The organism is Candidatus Chlorohelix sp., from assembly GCF_037138995.1.
Taxonomy (GTDB): domain Bacteria; phylum Chloroflexota; class Chloroflexia; order Chloroheliales; family Chloroheliaceae; genus Chlorohelix.
Window position 1 is genome coordinate 1 of the sequence record NZ_JBAXHI010000052.1, and the last position, 21,656, is coordinate 21,656.

General features: G+C 51.5%; 14 protein-coding genes. 12 read left to right on the forward strand and 2 right to left on the reverse strand.

All coding sequences use genetic code 11. The features are described 5' to 3' along the window. From WCK19_RS16470 to WCK19_RS16495, 6 genes are all read left to right on the forward strand, one after another. A partial coding sequence (locus WCK19_RS16470) for a hypothetical protein (RefSeq protein ID WP_342398494.1) occupies nt 1-1,859 on the forward strand: 1,859 nt, incomplete at its 5' end. 74 nt (nt 1,860-1,933) lie between these two features. Continuing rightward, on the forward strand, nt 1,934-3,295 hold the full coding sequence (locus WCK19_RS16475; protein WP_342398495.1) for a phage portal protein: 1,362 nt from the start codon (nt 1,934-1,936) through the stop codon (nt 3,293-3,295). 115 nt (nt 3,296-3,410) lie between these two features. Continuing rightward, complete coding sequence (locus WCK19_RS16480) at nt 3,411-4,298, forward strand: hypothetical protein (protein WP_342398496.1); 888 nt, start codon at nt 3,411-3,413, stop codon at nt 4,296-4,298. Nucleotides 4,299-4,360: 62 nt separating this feature from the next. Then, the gene (locus WCK19_RS16485; protein ID WP_342398497.1) at nt 4,361-4,987 is read left to right on the forward strand and encodes a hypothetical protein; all 627 of its coding nucleotides are present in this window, start codon (nt 4,361-4,363) and stop codon (nt 4,985-4,987) included. Then, nucleotides 4,921-5,838 (forward strand): hypothetical protein, encoded by a 918-nt coding sequence (locus tag WCK19_RS16490; RefSeq protein WP_342398498.1) that lies wholly within the window; start codon nt 4,921-4,923, stop codon nt 5,836-5,838. Before WCK19_RS16485 ends, WCK19_RS16490 begins: the two co-directional genes overlap by 67 nt. 196 nt (nt 5,839-6,034) lie before the next feature. Further along, the gene (locus WCK19_RS16495) at nt 6,035-8,431 is read left to right on the forward strand and encodes an EAL domain-containing protein (RefSeq protein ID WP_342398499.1); all 2,397 of its coding nucleotides are present in this window, start codon (nt 6,035-6,037) and stop codon (nt 8,429-8,431) included. A gap of 36 nt (nt 8,432-8,467) precedes the next feature. On the opposite strand, the gene WCK19_RS16500 is transcribed toward WCK19_RS16495, so the two are convergent. Next, complete coding sequence (locus tag WCK19_RS16500) at nt 8,468-8,623, reverse strand: hypothetical protein (RefSeq protein WP_342398500.1); 156 nt, start codon at nt 8,621-8,623, stop codon at nt 8,468-8,470. Nucleotides 8,624-9,039: 416 nt separating this feature from the next. Between WCK19_RS16500 and WCK19_RS16505 the strand changes: the two genes are divergently transcribed. The 5 genes from WCK19_RS16505 to WCK19_RS16525 all read left to right on the forward strand — a co-directional run bounded on the left by WCK19_RS16505 (nt 9,040) and on the right by WCK19_RS16525 (nt 18,455). Further along, nucleotides 9,040-9,849, forward strand: a complete 810-nt coding sequence (locus tag WCK19_RS16505; RefSeq protein WP_342398501.1) for an IclR family transcriptional regulator — start codon at nt 9,040-9,042, stop codon at nt 9,847-9,849. A gap of 67 nt (nt 9,850-9,916) precedes the next feature. Further along, complete coding sequence (locus WCK19_RS16510) at nt 9,917-11,731, forward strand: beta-galactosidase (RefSeq protein ID WP_342398502.1); 1,815 nt, start codon at nt 9,917-9,919, stop codon at nt 11,729-11,731. 252 nt (nt 11,732-11,983) lie between these two features. Continuing rightward, nucleotides 11,984-14,056 (forward strand): ATP-binding protein, encoded by a 2,073-nt coding sequence (locus WCK19_RS16515; RefSeq protein ID WP_342398503.1) that lies wholly within the window; start codon nt 11,984-11,986, stop codon nt 14,054-14,056. Between the two features lie 188 nt (nt 14,057-14,244). Further along, entirely contained in the window at nt 14,245-18,306 is a 4,062-nt protein-coding gene (locus tag WCK19_RS16520; protein ID WP_342398504.1) for a PAS domain S-box protein, read from the forward strand. Nucleotides 18,307-18,314: 8 nt separating this feature from the next. Continuing rightward, complete coding sequence (locus WCK19_RS16525) at nt 18,315-18,455, forward strand: hypothetical protein (RefSeq protein WP_342398505.1); 141 nt, start codon at nt 18,315-18,317, stop codon at nt 18,453-18,455. Here WCK19_RS16525 and WCK19_RS16530 read toward each other — a convergent pair. Further along, nucleotides 18,452-19,750, reverse strand: a complete 1,299-nt coding sequence (locus WCK19_RS16530) for a Rieske 2Fe-2S domain-containing protein (RefSeq protein ID WP_342398506.1) — start codon at nt 19,748-19,750, stop codon at nt 18,452-18,454. The genes WCK19_RS16525 and WCK19_RS16530 overlap by 4 nt on opposite strands. A 323-nt stretch (nt 19,751-20,073) precedes the next feature. Between WCK19_RS16530 and WCK19_RS16535 the strand changes: the two genes are divergently transcribed. Continuing rightward, nucleotides 20,074-21,585, forward strand: a complete 1,512-nt coding sequence (locus WCK19_RS16535; protein ID WP_342398507.1) for an acyl--CoA ligase — start codon at nt 20,074-20,076, stop codon at nt 21,583-21,585. The last annotated feature ends 71 nt before the right edge of the window (nt 21,586-21,656 follow it).

Sequence of the window (21,656 nt, forward strand, 5' to 3'; positions counted from 1 at the left end):
GTTCTAATGCGCTTTCTGATGTGCGGCGGCTGGTGTTCGAGGATTGGAAGGCAAGCGCAGATTGGTATGAGGTCGGGAAGCTTGCCCAATTACAGGGGGCGCGTCCGGTGTGGGGAGGAACGGCGGTAACGCTGCCACCCGCGCCGCGTAGTTATGCGCTTGCCGGGACTCCTAGCGAGAACCGTTATAGCGCGTGCGTGTATGGCAATCTGAATTATTTTGCCATTGGCAATAAGCTGTACAAGCTGACGGCTGACGCTAATAGAAATTTTACGAGCTTTGTTGATACGGGTTTGACGTTTGCGGCGGGTATTTCGGATATGTGCGTACATGCGGGGTTGCTGTTTATCGCTTGCGTTAGCTCAAAAACTTACAGCTATGATGGTACAACTTTGACGGATGTGACTGCTACCTACGGCGGTTCTTTTTTTGTGGCGAGTTACGCGGGGATGCTGTTCTGGGTTTCGGGTGGCGCGGATGTGTTGAACTGGCGCATTCCGGCAACCGGTACTAATTATAGTCAGAATATGGGCGTAATTCTATCGTTAGTTCCGGCGGGCGGTTCGTTATGGCTTGGGGTTGAGATGGGGCTGTCTCGCTTGACTGGGCATTTGAGAGCGGGGAATCCTTCTGCCGCGCCCGGTGTGCTGAACCTGTTCGAGCCTGAGATTGCGATGGTTGCTCCGGTTTCGTCTTTTCGTCCTACTACTGCTGCCGCAGAATATAACTTTTACCGGATGGTGGCGGCGCATGGTTATTTGTGGTTTCCGGTGAATGGGCGGCTGTATCGTATGCGCTTTTCGGACAGTTTGGGGATGGGGCAGGGCATTGTTGAGCCGCAACCGCTTTATGGGAAGTCGCGCGGTTTAGCTTTTTGTGATGGGCTGGTGGTGTGGGTGTGTGAGTCTGGGGGTTGGCGTTATATCTGGTGTTGGTCGCCTGAAGTGGGCTGGTGGCTGCTGGATGCGGGCGGGCTGACTACTCAGAATTATGGGCAGCCTTTTTGCGGCTTTCCAACTTGCCGGGATGCGGCGATTTGCTGCACGCTGCAAGGGGAGATTCGGGTGACGCGCTGGGGTCTGGATAGTTCGTATCCTTCCGGGCGCAACCCTTCGAGCTTTGGGTTAAGTGATGTGTTGGCAACGGGTTATATTCGGTTGCCTTTGCTCGGGCTAGAGGCTTGTGCGAAAGCTGGCGGGGAGAATGGGCGAGAGGTGGCGGCGCGTATTACCGCAATTGGGGTGGAGTGGGGTTTGCCCGGCTATTTGAATAATTGGTTCGACCCTTCGCCCTATGTGACGGGCGGGGCAAGCGCGGGGACTATCAAGTTTACGCCGCAATTTTCAACGAATGCGGGGGCGACTTGGTCATCTCTTACTGCTTACGCTCCTTTAACGGGGGCGTTATTTCAGAATGGTAAATATCGTTGGTCGGTGGATTCAACATACGGTGAAGCGATTACGGAAGCCGGTACTCAACCGGGTTGTTACGAGATTATGTTGAAGCTGGAAGGGGCGCATTTTCCGGCGGTGCGGCGGGTGTGGCTGGAGTATCGTTTGGAGCGGGTGCAGCATGCTAGTAAGCGTGAGTGGAAAATAAAGCTGGCGTTGGGTGCGCCTGACACTACCCTCAATCTAGGTGGTCAGGTTGGTAACACAAGCGGGGGTTGGAGTTCGGTTGCGGCGGCGCTGTCCGCGATACGGACATTATGGAGTAACGGTAATACGGTGGATTTTTATGATTTGGACGGTAGCGGGGCGTATCGGGTGAAGGTGGCGAGTTTCAAGGCGGTGCGTTCGTCTGTGGCTGTGCCGTATGAGTGGGAGATGGCGTTGACGTTGGCGGAGGTGCAGGAGTGATTGGGGGGGCATCGAGGGCAATAGCCCTCTCCCACAGGATGCGCCCACGATACGATAAAGAAGGAGAAAATTAAATGCTTGGACAGGATGCGGCGATGATGTACCCGTTGCGGTTGCGGGGCAAGGAGTTGAACGAGGATGACGAGGGGCGACGCGCCCGTTATATGCGTTATCTCGATTTTTACAAGGGCAATCAGTGGACGAATATTGTTCCCGAACGGGCGGGGCAACGCCGCTTGACTGCCAATTATGCGCGAGCGTTTATCAAGAAGGGGGCGAGCTTTTTGCTAGGGGCGGGGGTGCGTTATGAGTGCTACGACCCGCTGGCGCAAGCCGCGTTGGAGCGTTTGTGTAGCGAGAACAGTTTTGATTTGCTGGATTATGAGGCGGCGACTGATTGCGCGGTGTTGGGCGATGGCGCGTTCAAGGTGACGCTGCGACAGGATGGGTCGGTGCGGGTGAGGAGCGCGGATGTGCTGAACCTTAGTTGTGAATGGGCGGGGGATGATATGCGCCGTCTGTTGCGCGTGACCGAACGCTACATGCTGAGCGCGGAGGAGGCTTTCGCGCTGGCGGGGATGTTGCCGCTACAAGGCGCGGTGGAGGTGGAGGAAGCGTGGACGGAGCAGGAGTTTCGGGTGCGGATTGCGAATGACCCGCGCCTTGATAAGGTGCAGCCCAACCCCTACGGCTTTATCCCCTATGTGGTGTTTCCGAACGAGCGGCGACCTCGTATGTTTTGGGGCGATTCGGATTTGGTTGACATAATCGAGTTATGCTCTGAATTTAATGTGCGGATGAGCGTGATGTCGCAGCTTTTACAGTTTTCGGGCAATCCGGTGTTGGTGCTGGAAGGGGTGGACGGCAGCGATGGGCGTTTGCGGGTGGGACCCGGCGCGGTGTGGGAATTGCCGCCGGATAGTCGCGCCTACCTATTAGAATTGTTAGGGCAGGGCGGTTTGCAGGCGCACATGGATTATATTTCGGCGTTGCATCGCGCCCTGTTTGATTTGGCAGAGATGCCCCATTCGGCGTTTGCGCGAGATGTGCCGGGGGGAGTTTCGGGCGTGGCGTTGGAAATGTTGCTGTATCCGTTGGTGCAGAAGGTTCGGCGCAAGCGTCAAATTTGGACGGAGGCGTTGGAGAAACGCGCTCGCATGGCTCTGCGCTTGCTCGGCTTTCCGGCTGATGTGGCGGTGCGGGTAGTTTGGGCGGATATTTTGCCGCGAGACCGCGCTTCGTTGGTGGCAAATGAGATTGCGTTGGTGGGGCAAGGGATTCACAGTCGCGCCACCGCGAACCGTTTGTTGGGTACGGAGAATCCAGAGGCAGAGGCGGAAGCGGCTTTGGCGGAGATGCAAGGGGGCGCGAATATGCGGAAGCCGTTGCAGGTGAGCGGGGCGTTGGTGCAGGGTTTGGCGCAAGCGGCGGGGTAGTGGCAATAGCGGGGGGGTTCAGGCAAGGGGCTTAAGCCCCTTGTTACAAGCAGGGTTCGGATTCTGTAGGAGCAACCTCCGTGTTGCAACAAAATGTTAAGGGAAGGTTGGTTTTATGGGCGGGGCAGCGGTGAATTTGGTAATATCGGCTGATGGAGCAGCCTCTCACAAGCTAATTTCTCAAGGGGTAGCGGTTGGCACAGCTATTTCCTATGCGGAGAGGTCGGCGCGATTGCTGGAAAGGTTGCACCGCTGCGGGTATGAACTGGAGCTATATTCGCTGGATGAGGCGTTTTTGTTTTTACGTGAGGGGAAGCTACAGGCAAGGGGTTTAATACGGGCGGTGAGGGCGCAAGCGGGGGTTTCGGTGAGTATTGGGGTTGCGCGTACCAAAACGCTGGCGAAAATTGCCAATCAACGCGCCCGTCAAGACCTTTGGCATGAGGGCGCTCTGGATATTTCGGAGTGGGGCGAGGAGGAGGTGGACAAATTGCTGGTAGCTACGGATGTGGCGGAGGTGTGGGGCATTGGCAATCAGTGGGCAACTTTGCTGAGTCATTATGGTTATAGCAGCGCGTTTGACCTGAAGTATGCGCCGGAGCAATGGTTGGAGCAGCGGTTTTCGGGCGTGGCGCGGCGGGCAGCGTTGGAGTTGCGGGGCGTGTCGTGTGTTTCGCCGGAATTGGCTGTGCCATCTCCAAACGCGCTGGTGTGGTCGCATTCTTTCGGGCAAGCGGTGGCAAGATTGGGCGATTTGAAGGCGGCGGTTTCGGAGGGCGCGGCGTATTTGGGCGAGAAGTTGCGGCGGCAGTGGTCGAGGGCGAGCGTTTTGCAGGCGTTTTTGTATGCCGATTCTTATGTTGCACATATCACGTTGCCGTTACCGCAATCCACCAATTGTACGTCCGCGTTGACCGATTGCGCTTGTGCGGGGTTGGAAAAGATTTATCGCGTGGGGTATCGTTATCACAAGGCGGGGGCGTTGGTGACGGGGTTGTCGTAGGGGCAATCGAGGGCAATAGCCCTCTCCCACAGGATGCGTTGGTTGGGTAGGTTCTGGGGGGATTGGGGCAATCGTTAGAAGGGCGACTCAAGCGTCGCCCCTACGGGTTAATTTTCTTGGAATGGGTGGGAGCTATGCGGGTGATTGAGGCGATTGTGCGGGACATTGGGGAGTTTTCGCGGCGATTGTTGCCGGAGCATGCCTTGCGGGGCTATCAACTGGAGACGGCAAGGGCGATTTTGTCGCTCATTGCGGGGAAGCGGGGCGGTAAAGCGGTGGCGGTGTTCTCAAGGCAGAGCGGTAAGGATGAAATGCTGGCGCAAACGCTGGCATTTTTGTTGTTCACGCGGCAACAGCGGGGTGGGCGGATGGTGGTGGTGTTGCCGAGCCATCAGCAAGCGAGCATTTCAATGAATCGGCTGGTAAACCGCTTGGAGAATATCGCGCTGTTGCAGGGGCGTTTTCGGGCGGCGGGGCGTGAGGTGCAATTGGGCAATGCTTCGGTGCGTTTTATGAGTGGGGCGGCTTCGGCGCAGGTGCGGGGCGATACTGCCGACCTGCTGCTGGTGCGAACGAGGCGCAAGATATTGCCCCTGAGATTTGGGATGCGCGTTTCGACCCGATGGGCGCGAGCGTCAATTCGCCCACTTTGTTTATGGGTACGCCGTGGACTTCGCGAACGCTGTTAGCGCGGGAGATGAAGGAGGCGCAACGGCAGCAACGCTTGTATGTGGTGGATTGGCGGAGGGTGGCGCAGGATGTTCCGCCTTATGGAGAACGGGTGCGGCAGCGCATTGCTCAGTTTGGGGAGCATCATCCTTTCGTGCAGACCGAATACGAGTGCCGCGAACTGGAGGGCGAGGGCGGGCTTTTTCCCGCTTCCCGTTGCGCCCTGATGCGCGGTTCGCATGCGCGGCGGGTGAGCGCGTTGCCCGGTTGCGAATACGCTTTGTTGGTGGATGTGGCGGGTAGCGATGAGACTTCCGCAAGAGGCGAGGATAACGCCAGCCGTAACCGCGATAGCACCGCCGTGACGGTGGTTGAGGTGGAGAGCGGCAGCGATGGCTTGACGGTTTATCGGGTGGTGAATCGCTATTTGTGGCGCAATGTGCCGTTGCAAGCGCAAGCGGATAGGCTGGCGGGTTTGGCGCGAGAGACATGGCAGGCGCGTTTTGTGGTTTTGGACGCAACGGGCATCGGGGCGGGTTTGGCTTCCACGCTCAGGGCGCGTTTGGGGAGAAAGGTTTTGCCCTTTGTGTTCAGCCTTAAAAGCAAATCCGATTTGGGCTGGCAGTGGCTTGGGCTGATAGAGAGCGGGCGTTATTTCGAGTACGCGGAGGACGGCGCGGCAGATACTCGCCTGTTCTGGGAGCAATTGGCGGCGGTGGAATTCGAGGCGCTGGCGGGACCGGGGCGGATGTTGCGCTGGAGTGTGCCAGACCCAACCTTGCATGACGATTTGGTAATGAGCGCGGCGTTGACGGCAACGCTAGAGGAGCAAGATTGGCGGCGTAAACTCGCCCGCAGCCTGACACAATGATAATTTCAACATAACTGTTACCAAAATTAACCTAACTTTAATGTTTCTCTAATGTATATAAGCTATAACTAGCTTAGAATAAATCTTACTTATATTTGGGTAATCCTAAGTGTTGTTATAGTAGATTTGTTATATTTTCTATAGCTATATAACATTGCGGCATACATTGTTTCTACGTTGTGGGAATTATTAAAAAATGCAAATCAAAACGGATTCGCCGGAGAAGCAAGCTTTCCTGATGGCGCTTAAAGCTAAGCTAAAAACGTATGCCGCTAAAAGAATAATCTTTATCTGCCAGCTTATAATTCTTATACTAGCCGTTTTCTATCTTATAATAGTCAATTCAATCCTGAGCGTAAACCCCTTTGTTGAAATATTGGCGGTTGTGTTGATTGTGGGGGTGTTGCTGCCATTTATGGTACAGCAAGGCAATCCGCTCTCACAGGCATCGCGCCAAGCTAGAAGATTAAGGGCGTTGCTGGAGGCGCGTACCAAGTTTATGCTGGAACACGCGCCGCTTGGCTTCGCGCTAAGCGACTATGAAGGGAAACTGGTACAGGTTAACGCCTATCTATGCGAATTGCTTGGCTACTCCGAAGCGGAAATGGTCAACCGCCGTTTCAAAGAATTTCTCCACCCCGATGAGCCTGCTATCCCAAAGGAACTGTTGCAGCAACTTGTCTCAGAAGAAATCAAGCATTATCAGTTAGAACGCCGCGCTCTTACGAGCCAAGGCACGTATATTTATATATTGCTTGAATTAGATATGGTTGCCTCCGAAAAGAAAATAGAGGAGCCGCTTTATTTTATCCAAGTATTAGACATAAATGAAAGAAAGCTGGCAGAGCAACTGGCGCTTGAGCGCAATGATGTGTTGGAAATGGTGGTGCGAGGCGAGCCTCTACCCAAAGTTATTGCCAAATTGGTGGATATGGTGGAGCATCGCCGTTCGGGCGTGTATTGCGCTATTATGCTGGTGCGGGATGGGCGACCCTATTTTACGGTTGCGCCAAGCCTTTTTACTAACCACCCAAAGGCGTTGGAGCATTTTCTCGATGAGTGGTCGGGTAACCCTAATAAGGTTGATGAAATAGCGATGACCGGCACGCAATGGAGCGCCCCCGTTTTATCCAGTAACGGGCAGTTGTTGGGCGTGCTGGCGGTTTATTTTGAGGGTAAAGGTAGCCTAACTACCTCTGATTTTGAACTGTTCGAGATGATTACCCGCATTGCCGTTATTGCGCTGGAACAACGCCAAATGAGCGATATGCTGAATTATCAGGCGCATCACGATGCTTTAACTGGCTTGCCCAACCGCCTGATGTTTAACGAGCGCCTTGAGCAGAATATTTTCTTTGCCCGGCGCAATAATACTAGAGTGGGTCTTTTCTATATTGACCTTGACCGCTTTAAGGTGGTTAACGATACGCTAGGGCATCATGTCGGCGACCAATTGCTGATTGAGGTGGCGCACCGCTTGCGTAGCTCTGTCCGCCGCAGCGATTCGCTTGCCCGTATGGGCGGGGATGAGTTTACGGTGGTGCTTGGCTCCCTCAAAGCTCCGCAAGAAGCCGCCTATATTGCCGAACGCATTATTGAATCTTTGGATAAGCCCGTGCGAATCGGTTCGCATGAATTACATGTCACCGCTAGTATTGGCATTAGCCTTTATCCCGAAGATAGCAGCGATGGCGAGGAAATGATGCGTAATGCCGATACCGCAATGTATCGCGCTAAAGCTACAGGCATGAATAATTATGTGTTTTACTCCAATGATATGAATACCTATTCGCACGAGCGGCTCGATATGGAAAACCAGTTGCGCGGCGCGTTGGGTAGAAACGAATTTGTGTTGCATTTCCAGCCTATGATTAACCTGAAAAATCGTCAGTTGCTGGGTTTTGAGGCGTTGATACGCTGGCAATATCCTAAATTGGGCATGGTTCCGCCCGGCAAGTTTATTCCGATTGCGGAGGAAAGCGGCATAATTGCAGGTATCGGCAAGTGGGTGTTGGAAGAAGCCGCGCGGGAGTGTCACAAGTGGCTCGATATGGGCTTGGGCGACCTGAGCGTGGCGGTTAATATTTCCGAGTTTCAGTTTGAGCGGTACGATTTTGTAAGTACGATTGCCGCTGTGCTAGAACGCTGGCAACTGCCTGCCCATTGCCTGAAGCTGGAAATTACCGAAAGTTTGCTGGTGCGTCAACCGGTTGAAGCAAATCGCAAGCTGACGCAATTGTTCAATTTGGGCGTAATGGTAGCGATTGATGATTTCGGTACCGGTTATTCCTCGCTGAGCTATCTCCAAAATCTGCCGGTGGATATTCTCAAGATTGACCGCTCTTTTGTAAATCGTATCACCTCCGCAGACAAGGAGCAGAATTCGCAGCGGGCGTTGGTGAATGCGGTGATTGTGCTGGCGCATAGCTTTGGGATGAAGGTGGCAGCGGAAGGGGTTGAGACTGACGAGCAGTTATATTTGCTGGAAAGTAATAATTGCGATATAGCGCAGGGTTATTTGTTCGGAAAGTCTATGTCCGCTTCGGATGTTCCCGCTTTCGTTTTGTTGCAAAAAGCCGAATCCCGCCGATGAATCGGTAGGTTCGGGGCGTTCGTTGGCGAGAGGGTTTTAATTGGTATCCCCCGTTCGGGGGACAGGTGGGCGCATTCCATTTTGGATTTTGGATTGCCGATTTTGGATTGAAGCCCTCTCGCCCAATCCATGAGAATTAACCCGTAGGGGCGGTTCTTGTCGCAACACGGAGGTTGCTCCTACAAATCCCATGAGATTTGCGCCACCGAACGAGGGCGCATCTTGAAAAAAAAGAATTTAGGCTGTTGACAAAATATAAGTTATCGGATAGAATAGCTTCAGTTCGATGAATGTCGATGAATGGCGCATTAGCCACCGACACAACCGCCTGCGGTAGCGTTGCGCTTCCGGCTTTGAAGATACAGGTGGACGGGCAGTGTAACAGCGGTTGCATCTCCCGCTAATGGATTATATCTTTGCAATTAATGTTCTCCTAGCAAGAAGATACGGTACACCCCGTATCTTTTTGTTTTCATACAGCTTTTATAGCCCAACAGGCTTTCCCCTTATATGCCTCTTTTCCGTACTTGCAACAGCCCTGAATTAGAAGTTGACAAAATATAAGCTATCGGGTACATTTTCGTCTGGTGAAAAATCAGGAGAAAATAATGCGCGGCAGACCAAGAAAAGACCCAGAACATGCAGGCGAACGGCAGACTGTCCAATCGGTAGAGCGCACCTTCGATATAATGGAAGCGTTGGCGGAGTTCAAACGCCCGGTGACGCTCTCGGAATTGAGCGGGAAAGTTGACCTCAATATTAGCACGGTACATCGCTTGCTCTCCACCCTAATCGAGCGCGGCTATGCCCGTCAAGACTATGCTACCGGACGTTACATTGTGGGCAATCGTTTGGTATCGTTGGCAAGCGGCATGGATGGCGGGGGCGATTTACAGAGCGCGGCGCATCCCGCCCTGCAACAATTGGCGCGTGGTATCGGCGAAACCGCTAACCTTTCGGTACGTAGCGGCGACCAGCTTGTGTATATTGACCAAGTGCAAGCGGACAGGTTGATGCGAATGTTTACCCGCGTTGGCTCTAGCGTGCCGCTCTATTGCACCGGCAGCGGCAAGCTCTTTCTGGCGTTTGGCAGCGAACCCGCCCCGCTAGAGCGCTATTTGCTCTCGAATCGGCTGGAACCTCGCACCCCCGCCACTTTTACCGACCCGCTCTCCCTCAAAAAAGAGTTGGCGACAATTCGCGAGCGTGGTTATAGCTTCGATAACGAGGAGATGGAGGAAGGGGTAATTTGTGTGGCAGCCCCGATTCTGGATCGCGCCGGGCAGATTGTAGCGTGCCTTAGCATCAGCGGACCGACCAGCCGTTTAGGCGCAAAAGGGCAGATGGAATTGATGGAAGTGGTGGAGGCAGTTAAGAATGCCGCCCACGAAACCGCCAACCGTTTGAATAATTCGTAGGGGCGTGGCTCGACACGCCCTCGCTCAGTGCCTGAACTTAAATACGTCATTTTTAGGAGGTTTGCGTATGCTCTTTGCCATGCGTCGCACTTGCGTACTGCTATTCGCCCTTGTTGCGTTGAACCTGTTGTTACTGGCGGTTCCTCCGGTTGAGGCGACCGCGCTTGAATCCTCTTCTGCTATCAGCTACGCCCCCGATACGGCTTTTAACCCAAATGTAACCAACTTGTCCACCACTACTAATGCGCGTCAGAAGTTTGGTATTGCCACCCATCCGTGGTGGCTCGATATGTTCCTCGACCGTTTTATTACCTACTTCAAAGACCTGAAGATTACAACGGTGCGCCTTCCTTACGAGTGGAAAGTATTTGAGCCGCAAGAGGGGGTTTTCGATTTCTCGCGAGAAGACCGTATCTTGAATCGTTTGAGGGACGAGGGCTTCGAGGTGGTGGCAGAATTTGTGACTGTGCCGCCGTGGGCGAGCGCGAATAAGGAGGAATGCGTCAGAAGTGATGTGTATTGTCGCTTAGACCCTAGCAAATCCGCGCAATTGGCGAGGGCGGCGCAAATGTCGGCGCAGCGTTACCCCTTCATTCGTAACTGGGAGTTTTGGAACGAGCCGGATATGTGGCCCAACTTCGGGCGGAGCGACATCGGCGATTACGCCCCATGGCTCAAGGTTTTTTACGATGCGATAAAACAGGTTGACCCTACCCTGCTGGTGGCGGCTACCAGCCAAAGCGGTTACGATTATATGGATTGGCTCTATAATTATAGTGATGCGACGTTCGGGATGCACCCGTGGGATGCGGTTGCTTACCATCCCTATACCACTGAATATTGCCACATGGACGCAAAAACGCGCAGGGTGAGCCTGAATTTTAACGGGGTGGAGCGTCTCCGCGAGTTGATGGTGCAGCACGGGGACGGCAATCAGCCGATGTGGCTAACGGAGATGGGCTGGCTTGGCACGCCCGAAGACCAGACCACTTGCTTGAAAGAGTCTTTCGATTATGTCGCCACGCGCCCCTTTATCACGATGGGGCTTGTCCATATGCTGCACGATTGGGAGTTGGAGCAGTTCGGCTTGATGAAGGTCAAGCAGAGCATTATAGACAAACGCCCTCTGCAAAGCGGCGATGAGTTTGTACCCAAACAGCCCTATTATGATGCCTATAAATATTATGATAAAAGCCCCTTGCCCTCTTGCCCAACCGCTACCATTACCGCCAACACGCTCGTCTTTACCGCGACACGCCACACGGTGACGGGCGTTTTCAAAGGCGCGTGGGAGCGGGGCAGTTTAACGCTGTTCGGCTTCCCCCAGACCGGGCAGTTTTACGAGCGCAACCCTGCCGATAATAACTATTATTTGGTGCAGTATTTCGAGCGGGGGCGGATGGAATATCACCCTGAGTTTAAGGGTACGCCCAATGAAGTTATGTTCGGCTTGCTCGGTAATCAACTTTTAATCGAGCGAGGCTGGCTAAACTCGAACGGGCTACCTATTGCCGGCGCAACCTTGCCCGAAGCCAAACCCGCCCGTACCGGCGCAAATTTGATGTGGTTCCGCGAGACGCAGCACACCCTCTCCGGCGCGTTCTTGCAAGCGTGGAACAAACAGGGGGGGCTTGCTATCGTGGGCTTGCCCAAAACGCAGGTGTTTGAGGAGCGCAATCCCGATGATGGCGGCACGTATCAGGTGCAGTATTTCGAGCGGGCGCGAATGGAGTTGCATCCCGGCAAGAACGGTCAGCCTGATATTGTGCTGTTCGGCTTGCTTGGCAACGAGCGGTTGCGCTTGCAAAGTCGCCTTCTTGGCGATAATCAGCCCAATCTTGGGGCTTATTACAATCCTGCTTTGCCAGAGTTCCGGGTATAACTCCGAATCCTCCGAACCCATAGGGGCGTATTTGAATACGCCCTTCCCATGATTGCCCCTGTGCGAGGGCGCATCTTATCGCAACACGGAGGTTGCTCCTACCAATCCGTGCCGCCGAACCCGTTCCCATTCATTTATAATTTAGGGCTTTTCTTCATTTCGCAAATCCTATATAATTTAATCAAGAAATTACCCTGAAAAAAAATTAAACCAAACCATTTAATTATTATTGAAAATAGGGATTTTTTTGAAATGACTGCCGGAAACCAATTATTTAAAAAACTCTGCATTATTGGGTTGGTTAGTGATTTGGTTGATATGGTCATCATAACCATAGCCACTTTTCTCTTTTTCCAAGATTGGGATTCTTATGCGTGGGGTATGCTGATTCTGACTCTGCTAGGGGTTACATTTGGTTCTGCTTTGTGGCTTAGTAGCCTAGGGAAACAGCAACAGGCACAGCGTGTTCTAGTTTACTTGTTGCTGGCGCTGGCTATTGTTGCAGAACTAACTATCGGCAGCAGCATTCCGCTTCTCACAGTCCTTTTTTTGATACCGCTGATTCTTGGTATAATATTGCTGGAAAAAACCGAGGCAATTATCCTAATCCCCTCAATCACTTTCCTAGCGCTGGGAATAAACCTCTATACTATGTCAAACCCATCCACTCCGCACTCCCAAAGCTTTATGATACTAGCCAACACTCTTATAATTATGCTGTATCTCCCCGCGGTTTCGATACTGACGCTAATCCCGGTGCTATTTGGCAAAAAAATGCAAGAGCAGCTTTCTACCAAGAAGGAAGAACTCGAAGTGACGCTGAGTTCGATTGCCGACGCTGTTATTGCGCTTGATACCACCGGGAAGCCGCTATTGCTCAATTCGGTAGCCGAAAAAATGCTAGGGCTGACTCTGGCGGAAGCAGAAGGTAAAACGCTAGAACAATTACTGCCTATCAACTACGGTGATACTACAATGGACGTGTATGTCCAACGTGTAATGAAATCCGATCAGATTAAGTCGTTTGAAAATAGGGTGTTTTTGTCAGGGCAGGAAAAAGTGTTGACCGGAAATATCTCGCCCCTCCGCGACTCGGCTAATCAAATCATCGGGGTGGTGGTGGCTTTCCGCGATGTTACAATCCGCTATCTGATGGATCAGGAGTTGCAAAAGACTGGCAAACTCGAATCGTTGGGGGTGCTGGCGGGAGGTATCGCCCACGATTTTAATAACATTCTCACCATTATCTTGGGCAATATCGCGCTGGCTTCTCAGTTGAATGGCAAGGAGTCCGGTGAAGCTTTGGAATCTGCCGAAAAAGCCGCTAACCGGGCATCCAATTTGGCACAACAATTGCTCACTTTCGCAAGGGGCGGTGAACCTCTCAAGAGCAATCTCCGTCTGGAGAAGTTGGTACGCGAGGAAAGCAAGTTTGCTAACCATGGTTCCAATGTGGAGCTAGAATACAAATTTGCGCCCGACCTTTGGTGGGTGGTAGGGGATAGGGGGCAATTGGGGCAGGTAATTCAAAATTTGGTGATAAACGCTAGTCAAGCGCAACCTAACGGAGGTAAAATTGAGATTCGGGGGCAGAACCTGATTTTGGATGAGGAATACGGGCTGCTGCTACCAGACGGGAAATATATCAAGATTTCGGTGCAAGATTGGGGTTCGGGCATCGCTCCCGAAAATCTCTCCAAAGTATTCGACCCCTATTTTACCACCAAGCAGAGCGGGAACGGTCTGGGATTGGCTATCAGCTATTCCATTATCAGGAAGCACAACGGGCTTTTAATGGTAGAATCGGAGCAGGGCAAGGGTACAACCTTCCATATATACCTACCCGCCCTTGAAAGCATCCCGGCGGATGACCACCCCAATACTGAGCCGGCGCTACCCGCTCGAACAGGGTTGCGGGTGTTGGTGATGGATGATGAAGTCGGAATCAGAAGAATAGTGACGCGAGCATTGCAGCGCGAAAAACATGAAGTGGTGGAAACGACAGATGGGGCGGAAGCGATTGAACAATATAGGCAGGCACAACTAGAGCGGAATCCTTTTGATGTGGTGTTTATGGATTTGACTATACCCGGAGGTATGGGCGGCAAGGAGGCAATCCAGAAATTGTTGGAAGTGGACGCAGCCGCAAGGGTTATCGTTTCCAGCGGCTATTCTTCCGACCCTGTTATGGCGCACTACGAGGAATACGGTTTCAGGGGCGTGATAGCCAAGCCTTTTACTATTAAGGATTTGCTGCGTGTAATCGAAGCGGTAATGCAGGGCGATTCGCTGCCAAGCCCAACACCCGCGTATCATCGAGGGTAAGAGCAACCTCCCACAGAACCCGAACCCATTTCCCATAGGGGCGTATTTGAATACGCCCTTCCCATGATTGCCCCAAACCCCCCCGAACGCTCTAAACCCATTGCGTATTGACCATATTTAAGGGATAATTAACAAGTACGTAATGATAATACTGTTGTAAAAAGAGAATCTTTTTGAAGAGCTTTAAAATGCAACATATGGAAAATACCGCAATGCCTCCTTCTGATGAGAATCTCTCTTCATTAATCTTGCAAGAAGTTTTAGAAAGCGCTACCTTCCCTTGCTTCTCACTGGATAGGAACTACTGCTACACCAGCTTTAATAAAAGTCATGCCCAACTTATGCGGGCAATATATGGCGTTGAAATCCAGATGGGACAAAACCAAATGGATTGTATAAATGAAACAGATCGGGAAATTGCCAAATATAACCTTGACAGGGCTTTTAGCGGTACGGCAGGGAAAGTGGAGGCTTATTTCGGCGCAGGTGTGCAAAGCAGACACTACTTAAAGGTTATTCATAATCCCATCAGAGATTCTAGCGGGGCGATAATCGGCGTAGTGGTATTGGCGCAGGATTTGACCCACCAAAACCAGATGGAAAGTAGCGAAACCGAAAGTCGAGAACGCCTGCAAATGGCGTTGTCGGCGGCAAAACAAGGGGTTTTTGATTTAGATTTAAAGACGGGCATAGGCTCTATCAATAAAGAATATTTCGGCATGCTTGGCTACGAGCCTACCACGCTACTTGAAAGTATAGACGTGTGGGTTAAGTTTTTGCATCCCGATGACCTAACCCATAGCCTAGCGGTAATGAACGATTGCATCAGCGGTAAGCTCACCGAATACAGGTTGGAGTTCCGCATGCGTACCAAAGAGGGCGGCTGGAAGTGGATTCTTTCGCTAGGCAAGGTGCTTGCGCGGGATGGGGAGGGAAAAGCAACCCGCATAATCGGTACGCACACCGATATTTCCCCGCAAAAAGCCGCCGAAGAGCGTATTCGCAAGTTGAGCGATTTGTATGCCGCCCTTAGCCAGACCAATCAGGCGATTATTCGCATTAAAAGTCGGGAAAGCCTGTTCAATGAAATTTGCCGCATTGCCGTAGAATTTGGCGGCTTGAAGATGGCATGGATTGGGTTGCTTGAGCCGAGCGGAGAGCTTATAGTTCCAGCGGCAATGTTTGGCGAAGGGTTGGGTTATCTTGACTCTATCAAGATTTCGGTTAGCCCCGATGTGCCGGAGGGGCGGGGTCCCACCGCAACTGTCTTTCGCGCAAACCACCATTATATCTGCAACGATTTCTTTAACGACCCCATAACCTTGCCGTGGCGGACACAGGCAGAAACCTTTGGAATACGCGCTTCTGCCGTTTTCCCCTTGTTAGAATCCGGCAAGGTAATCGGAGTTTTAACCCTTTATTCTGGCGAGGTTGGTTATTTCGATAATGAAATAATTCAATTGCTGGATGAGATGGTAATGGATATTAACTTTGCGTTGGAAGTTCTCAAAAATGAGGCAACGCGAGGGCAAACCGAAAAGGCATTGCAGGAGAGCGAGGAGCTTTTCCGATTCCTTGCCGAAAACGCTGCCGACATGGTTTTCCGAGATAAGCTTGACGGTTCAATTGAATATGTCTCCCCGGTTTGCCGTACCTTGCTGGGTTACGAACCGGAAGAAATGATAGGGCAATTGTCCACTGCCTTTTTCCATCCTGAAGATAGAAAAACTTTATATCAAAACATCCGCACCAACGCTCGCAGCATAGAGGCAAATCCCGTTATGCACCGGATGCTGCGTAAAAACGGTGAATATATCTGGGTGGAAACCGTTCTTCAGCAGGTAATTGACCCTGTTTCGGGCGTGCCGTCCTATTTTGTAGGCGCATCCCGCGACATCAGCAAACGGGTAAAAGCCGAAGAGTCATTGCGAGAGAGCGAGGAACGCTTCCACCTTGTCGCCGCAAGCTCCAGCGATATGATTTGGATGATGGATATGGAGGGCAATTTTACCTATGTCAGCCCTGCCATAGTGCAGCTTAGCGGTTATACTGCTGAAGAAGTTTTAAAACTAAATGTAAAAGAAACCATGACCCCCCAATCTGTCGCAAGTATCCAACAGGGTATGTTAGAAACCATCAAGGCTGTAAAAAATGGGACTTACAAGAGGCAGGGGAAATTATACACATTGGAGCAATACCGCAAGGATGGCAGTATGGTATGGACGGAGGTTCCTGCCAACCCAATGCTTGATACAACCGGGAATCTCCAAGGCTTTCTGGGTATCACCCGCGACATAACCGAGCGGTCAAAAGCCGAAGAAGCCATGCGTAAATCGGAAGAAAAGTTCTCTAAAATCTTTAACGTTAACCCTGCGACGATTATAATCACCAGTCAGGAAGGGGAAATCCTTGATATGAACCCTAGCGCGTGCAAGCTTTCCGGCTACACTCGCGAGGAATGTATCGGGAAAAATGTTACACAGATTGACGGTTGGTATGACCCTAAACGTAGAGCGCTAGTCGGTGAGATGCTGTTTAAGCAGGGCTATATCCATAATGTTGAAACTAGCTTCCGTGCAAAAAACGGGAATCTCCTCCAAATGTTGGCTTATTACGAAATCATAGAGCTTGACGGGGTTCAACGAGTTCTGTCGTTGCTTACTGATGTAACCGAAATGAAACAGGCAGAAAAAGCCCTTCGCAAATCAGAAGAAAAGCTCTCTAAAATCTTTAATTCCAGCCCGTTGCCGATAGTTATTACAAAGCTGGAAAGTATCGAAATAGTGGATGCCAATGAGCAAGCCCTCGCCTTTTTTGGCTATACCAGAGAAGAATTTATCGGGCAGACCACCAAAGAGTTAAATCTATTGGGTAAACCTGAACTTATAGTCAGTACGTTAGAGACGCTAAAAAAACAGGGTTATATTCATAATTTTGAAAATGAATATCTCACTAAAAGCGGTGAAATCCGCAATGTAATAGCTTTCTTCGAGTTAATGGAACTGGAAGGCATACCTTATGTTTTGGCGATTTTGAACGATATTACTGAAAACAAGAAGGCGCAAGAGGAATTGACGAAGAATAGGGAGCAACTTTTCCAAGCGCAAAAAATGGAAACGGTGGGCAGGCTGGCAGGCGGGGTAGCGCACGATTTTAACAATCTGCTAACGATTATACGGGGTTATACCGATTTATGGGAAATGAATTTAGCTGAGAATGACCCGCACCGGGAAGACTTGCAGGAAATTACTAAAGCCACTCAGAAAGCGATTGCTCTGACTCATCAATTGCTGTCAATGAGCCGCCGCCAGTTAGTGCAAAGTAAGGTGGTAGATTTAAATGAGCTAATTCTCGATGTGGAAAAGATGCTAGGACGCTTAATCGGCGAAAATATAGAACTGGTATGCGAGCTAGAAAAAAATCTTGGGAAAGTGCAGGTTGACCCCAGTCAGATACAGCAAGTTATTTTGAATTTGGCGGTTAATGCCAGAGACGCTATGCCCGGCGGTGGCAGGTTAAAATTGAGAACATATAATGTTGAAATTAATGAGACTTATTCCGATAAGCATCTATTAATGAAACCCGGCTCTTATACTATGCTGGAAATCAGCGATACAGGCGTAGGCATGGATAAGGAAACTTTGAACCATATCTTTGAGCCTTTCTTTACTACCAAAGAATTGGGGAAAGGCACTGGCTTGGGTCTTTCTATTGTTTACGGGATTGTACAGCGGAACGAGGGGCATGTGTGGGTGTATAGCGAACCCACTTTAGGCACAATTGTCAAGATTTATTTGCCCTGCGTGAACGATGCGAAGGACGCTCCCGCCGAAAAGCTTGTGGAAACCAAGCCAACAATGCGCGGCACCGAAACTATTTTGCTGGTGGAAGATGATGTATCTATTCTCAAGCTGACGGGGCGGATTTTGCGCGGCAGCGGTTACAAGGTGCTGGAGGCGGCAGACGGTATAGCCGCTCTGCAATTGGTACGAGAGTACAATAGTCAGATTGATTTGGTGGTAAGCGATGTAATTATGCCTAGAATGGGTGGTCCAGAACTTGCCAAGCAGCTTAAAACCCTATCCACCAGCTTAAAAGTGCTTTTTATGTCGGGTTATACCGGTGAGTTTATCTTTGATGACAAGTTAATACCCGATTCATACTATATCCATAAGCCCTTTACGCGAGAGGAATTTATCCACAAAATCCGCGCCCTTCTGGATGACCCTTTGCAAGAACAAGAACCATAAAATCGCAAATGTCGAGGGCAATAGCCCTCTCCCACAAGATGCGCCCTCGTTCGGGTGGCGTAAATCTCATGGGATTTGTAGGAGCAACCTCCGTGTTGCGACAAGAACCGCCCCTACGGGTTAATTCTCATGGATTGGGGGGCTATTAGGAGGTGTAAATAATGTTACCTTGACCGTCCACCTGTACCTTCAAAGCCGGAAGCGCGATGCGTCCGGGGCTTCGGGTGGCTGCGCCGGTGGAGGGGTCAAAGCACGCCCCATGCAGCGAGCAGTATAATTGCTTCAATCCCTGATTGTACACTAGGTCAAAGGGGCGATGCGTGCAAATACCGCTAAAAGCTTTAACCGAGCCGTCCGCCGTCCGCGTTACGAAAGCCCTTTTGCGAGTATCGGGCGTAGTGAATTGCAGAACCGTACCCACCGGCAACGATGCAAGCGTGGCAAGGGTCGTTCCGTTTACAACAGCCGCCGCGGTATTGGGTTTCGCTTGGGCGGTAGTAGCGGGTTGGGTAGTAGCAGCAGCTGGGGCTTGAGTTTGTGCGCCCCGCGTAGGTTGCGTGCCGGACGGCAGAGTACCCCCAGCTCGCCCTGTATCATTACCGCGTATTGGGGCAGTAGTAGCGGGGGCGGTGGGAACTTTTGGCGCAAGGTCGGCAACTGTCGTTTGGCTATTTTCCTTGAAAAGCAGCGGGCGCAGCAACATGCCACCGCCAAAACCTGCCAATACCGCCGAACCCATAATTATCACGAAACGGCGGCGTATAACCGAACTATTTTCAGACACGGGAACGGGCGCACCGTACAACCCAGCGCGAGAGCGGTCACGCGCCCTAACTATCACGATTCCAAGCCCTTGCACCATCAAGGTGAGAGCCACCAACCCTAGCAGCACGAAGTATAGGGCGGTTTCGCGCTCGTTGAACATCAGGTAGCCGAGCGTGTGCAGCGCGGTTAGACCAAACAAGGGATAATTGTAGCGTTGGACATATTTCCAGCGTTTGCCCTTCAAATATTTAAGGGAGAAATTGTTGGAGAGCAGCAGCAATACCAGCGTTATGATAGTGGCGAGTAGCCCGGAGTAATTGGCTAAACCGAAAGTGTTTAGCTGCGGTGCGCCATTTTCAAAGAAGTAATAGAGCATACCGCCAGTAGGGTAAAGCTGGAACGAAACTATCACATGCGCCAGCGCGGTTAGCCCCATCCAGATGCCGAAATCGCGCCGTAGGTTCAGGTTGACGGGGTTCTTGCGCTTTCGTAGCAGGTTGAGGGGACCGATTGCCAACGTCACCACCAGCAAAATCAACGCCTCGTAGCCAAGCCCATCCGTTATTACCACATTTAGGGGGGCAGCCGATTCGACTATGTACGCCACATAGCAGGATAGTACGGTGAATAATGCCAATCCAGCATGGCTGAGATACCGGGTTTTACCAAAACGTGCCATATAAAGAACTCTCTCCAAAGAATAAATGCTTACGCTCTTGAATATTCCAAGCAGGTTGAGCGTCATTGCCTACCTTTTATTGTACAAGGTAATACAAGGTAATCTATCACTAGTATAGAATTGATTTATTGGAGAAGGATTAGAAATTGCAATGTAAGTATTAAATAATCGCAAAGAGTTGATTAATTGACCAACCAACGAAGGCGCATCTTGTGGGAGGCTGCTCTTGCCCTTGATGGTTTGCGACCCTACTTGTGGATTGACATGTTTTTCAGGCGGAATATAATTTTCCTTGCGTAAAAACATATTAAAAAGAAGGTAAAATGACTCTCCAAGAAAAAACGCTACTCGCTTTACTGGCAGGCGCGGATGACCAACCCGCTTTGGTTGCGCCCGATAAACCCTCCCTGACCTACGCTCAGCTGAAACAGAATATTACCGCTTTGGCGGCAACCCTCAACGGGTATGGTTTGGGACGAGGCGACCGCATCGCGCTTGCCATGCCAAACTGCCCCGAACTAATTATTGCTTTCTTTGCGGCGGCAATGTGCGGAACTGCTGCGCCCCTAAACCCTAAGTATAAACAAGATGAATTTGCTTTTTATTACGAGGATACCCAAGCAAAGGCGTTAATCACCCTACCCGGTACGTTGGAAGCGGCACATGCGGCGCGGTTGCCCGGTATGGCGGCGCTTAGCGCGGTTGCCGATGAGGCGGGAAGCGTTTCATTTCGGCTGGAAAGTGGCGGCGCAAAAGCGCGTCCGGTGGAACTGGCGCAATCCGAGGATGTGGCAATGATTCTCCACACCAGCGGCACTACCAGCCGCCCCAAGCGCGTACCGATTCGCCATCGCAATATGGCGGCTTCTGCCCATAATATTATCGGCACATATAACCTGACTGAAGCCGATACCGCTTTGTGTGTGATGCCGCTTTTCCACATTCACGGCATTATCGCCTCGATGCTTTCCACCCTTGCTTCGGGCGGTACCCTGGTTTGCCCGAACGGTTTCAATGCGCTGGAATTTTGGGGCATCGTGGATAAATTCAAGCCCACATGGTATTCGGCTGTCCCCACTATGCACCAGATGTTATTGGCGCGTGCCGAGCGAAATCTGGAGGTTATCAAGGCGAACCGCTTCCGCTTTATCCGCTCTAGTTCTGCGCCCCTCCCGCCCATTATAATGGAACGCATCGAGGCATTATTCAACGCGCCTGTGCTGGAATCCTACGGCATGACCGAAGCAACCCACCAGATGGCATCCAACCCGCTCCCGCCTGCACAGCACAAAGGCGGTTCGGTGGGCTACGGCTTTGGGGTAGAAATCGGGATTATGGATGAGGCGGGAAATCTATTGCCAAATGGCACAATCGGCGAAATCGTGGTAAAGGGGGCAAATGTGGTGGACGGCTACGAAAATAACCCCGATGCCAACGCCGCCGCCTTTACTAACGGTTGGTTTCGGACGGGCGACCAAGGGCTTATTGAGGCGGACGGCTATTTATCGCTGACCGGACGTATCAAAGAGCTTATCAATCGGGGCGGGGAGAAGATTTCGCCGCTCGAAATTGACGATGTTTTGTTGCGTCACCCTGCAGTAGCCGAAGCCCTTGCCTTTGCCGTTCCCCACAAAACGTTGGGCGAAGAAGTGCATGCGGCGGTAGTATTGAAGGGCGAGGCAAGCGAAAGCGAGTTACGCGCCTATTGCCAAACCTTGTTGGCTGAATTTAAAGTGCCGCGCAAGATTCATTTTGTTAGCGAGATACCGCGCGGCGCAACCGGAAAATTACAGCGTATTAACATGGCGAAATTGCTCCACATCACGGGGGATTAATGAGAATCGCGATTGTTGGCGCGGGTGCCATTGGTGGCGTCACCGCAGCGCGGTTGAGTCGCGCAGGATGC

Excerpts from the sequence above, each read along its gene's own strand:
- WCK19_RS16475 (WP_342398495.1), top strand. The coding sequence starts at position 1,934 with ATGCTTGGACAGGATGCGGCGATGATGTACCCGTTGCGGTTGCGGGGC.
- WCK19_RS16480 (WP_342398496.1), top strand. The coding sequence starts at position 3,411 with ATGGGCGGGGCAGCGGTGAATTTGGTAATATCGGCTGATGGAGCAGCC.
- WCK19_RS16490 (WP_342398498.1), top strand. The coding sequence starts at position 4,921 with ATGGGCGCGAGCGTCAATTCGCCCACTTTGTTTATGGGTACGCCGTGG.
- WCK19_RS16495 (WP_342398499.1), top strand. The coding sequence starts at position 6,035 with ATGCAAATCAAAACGGATTCGCCGGAGAAGCAAGCTTTCCTGATGGCG.
- WCK19_RS16500 (WP_342398500.1), bottom strand. The coding sequence starts at position 8,623 with ATGGGATTTGTAGGAGCAACCTCCGTGTTGCGACAAGAACCGCCCCTA.
- WCK19_RS16505 (WP_342398501.1), top strand. The coding sequence starts at position 9,040 with ATGCGCGGCAGACCAAGAAAAGACCCAGAACATGCAGGCGAACGGCAG.
- WCK19_RS16510 (WP_342398502.1), top strand. The coding sequence starts at position 9,917 with ATGCTCTTTGCCATGCGTCGCACTTGCGTACTGCTATTCGCCCTTGTT.
- WCK19_RS16515 (WP_342398503.1), top strand. The coding sequence starts at position 11,984 with ATGACTGCCGGAAACCAATTATTTAAAAAACTCTGCATTATTGGGTTG.
- WCK19_RS16520 (WP_342398504.1), top strand. The coding sequence starts at position 14,245 with ATGCAACATATGGAAAATACCGCAATGCCTCCTTCTGATGAGAATCTC.
- WCK19_RS16525 (WP_342398505.1), top strand. The coding sequence starts at position 18,315 with ATGTCGAGGGCAATAGCCCTCTCCCACAAGATGCGCCCTCGTTCGGGT.
- WCK19_RS16530 (WP_342398506.1), bottom strand. The coding sequence starts at position 19,750 with ATGGCACGTTTTGGTAAAACCCGGTATCTCAGCCATGCTGGATTGGCA.
- WCK19_RS16535 (WP_342398507.1), top strand. The coding sequence starts at position 20,074 with ATGACTCTCCAAGAAAAAACGCTACTCGCTTTACTGGCAGGCGCGGAT.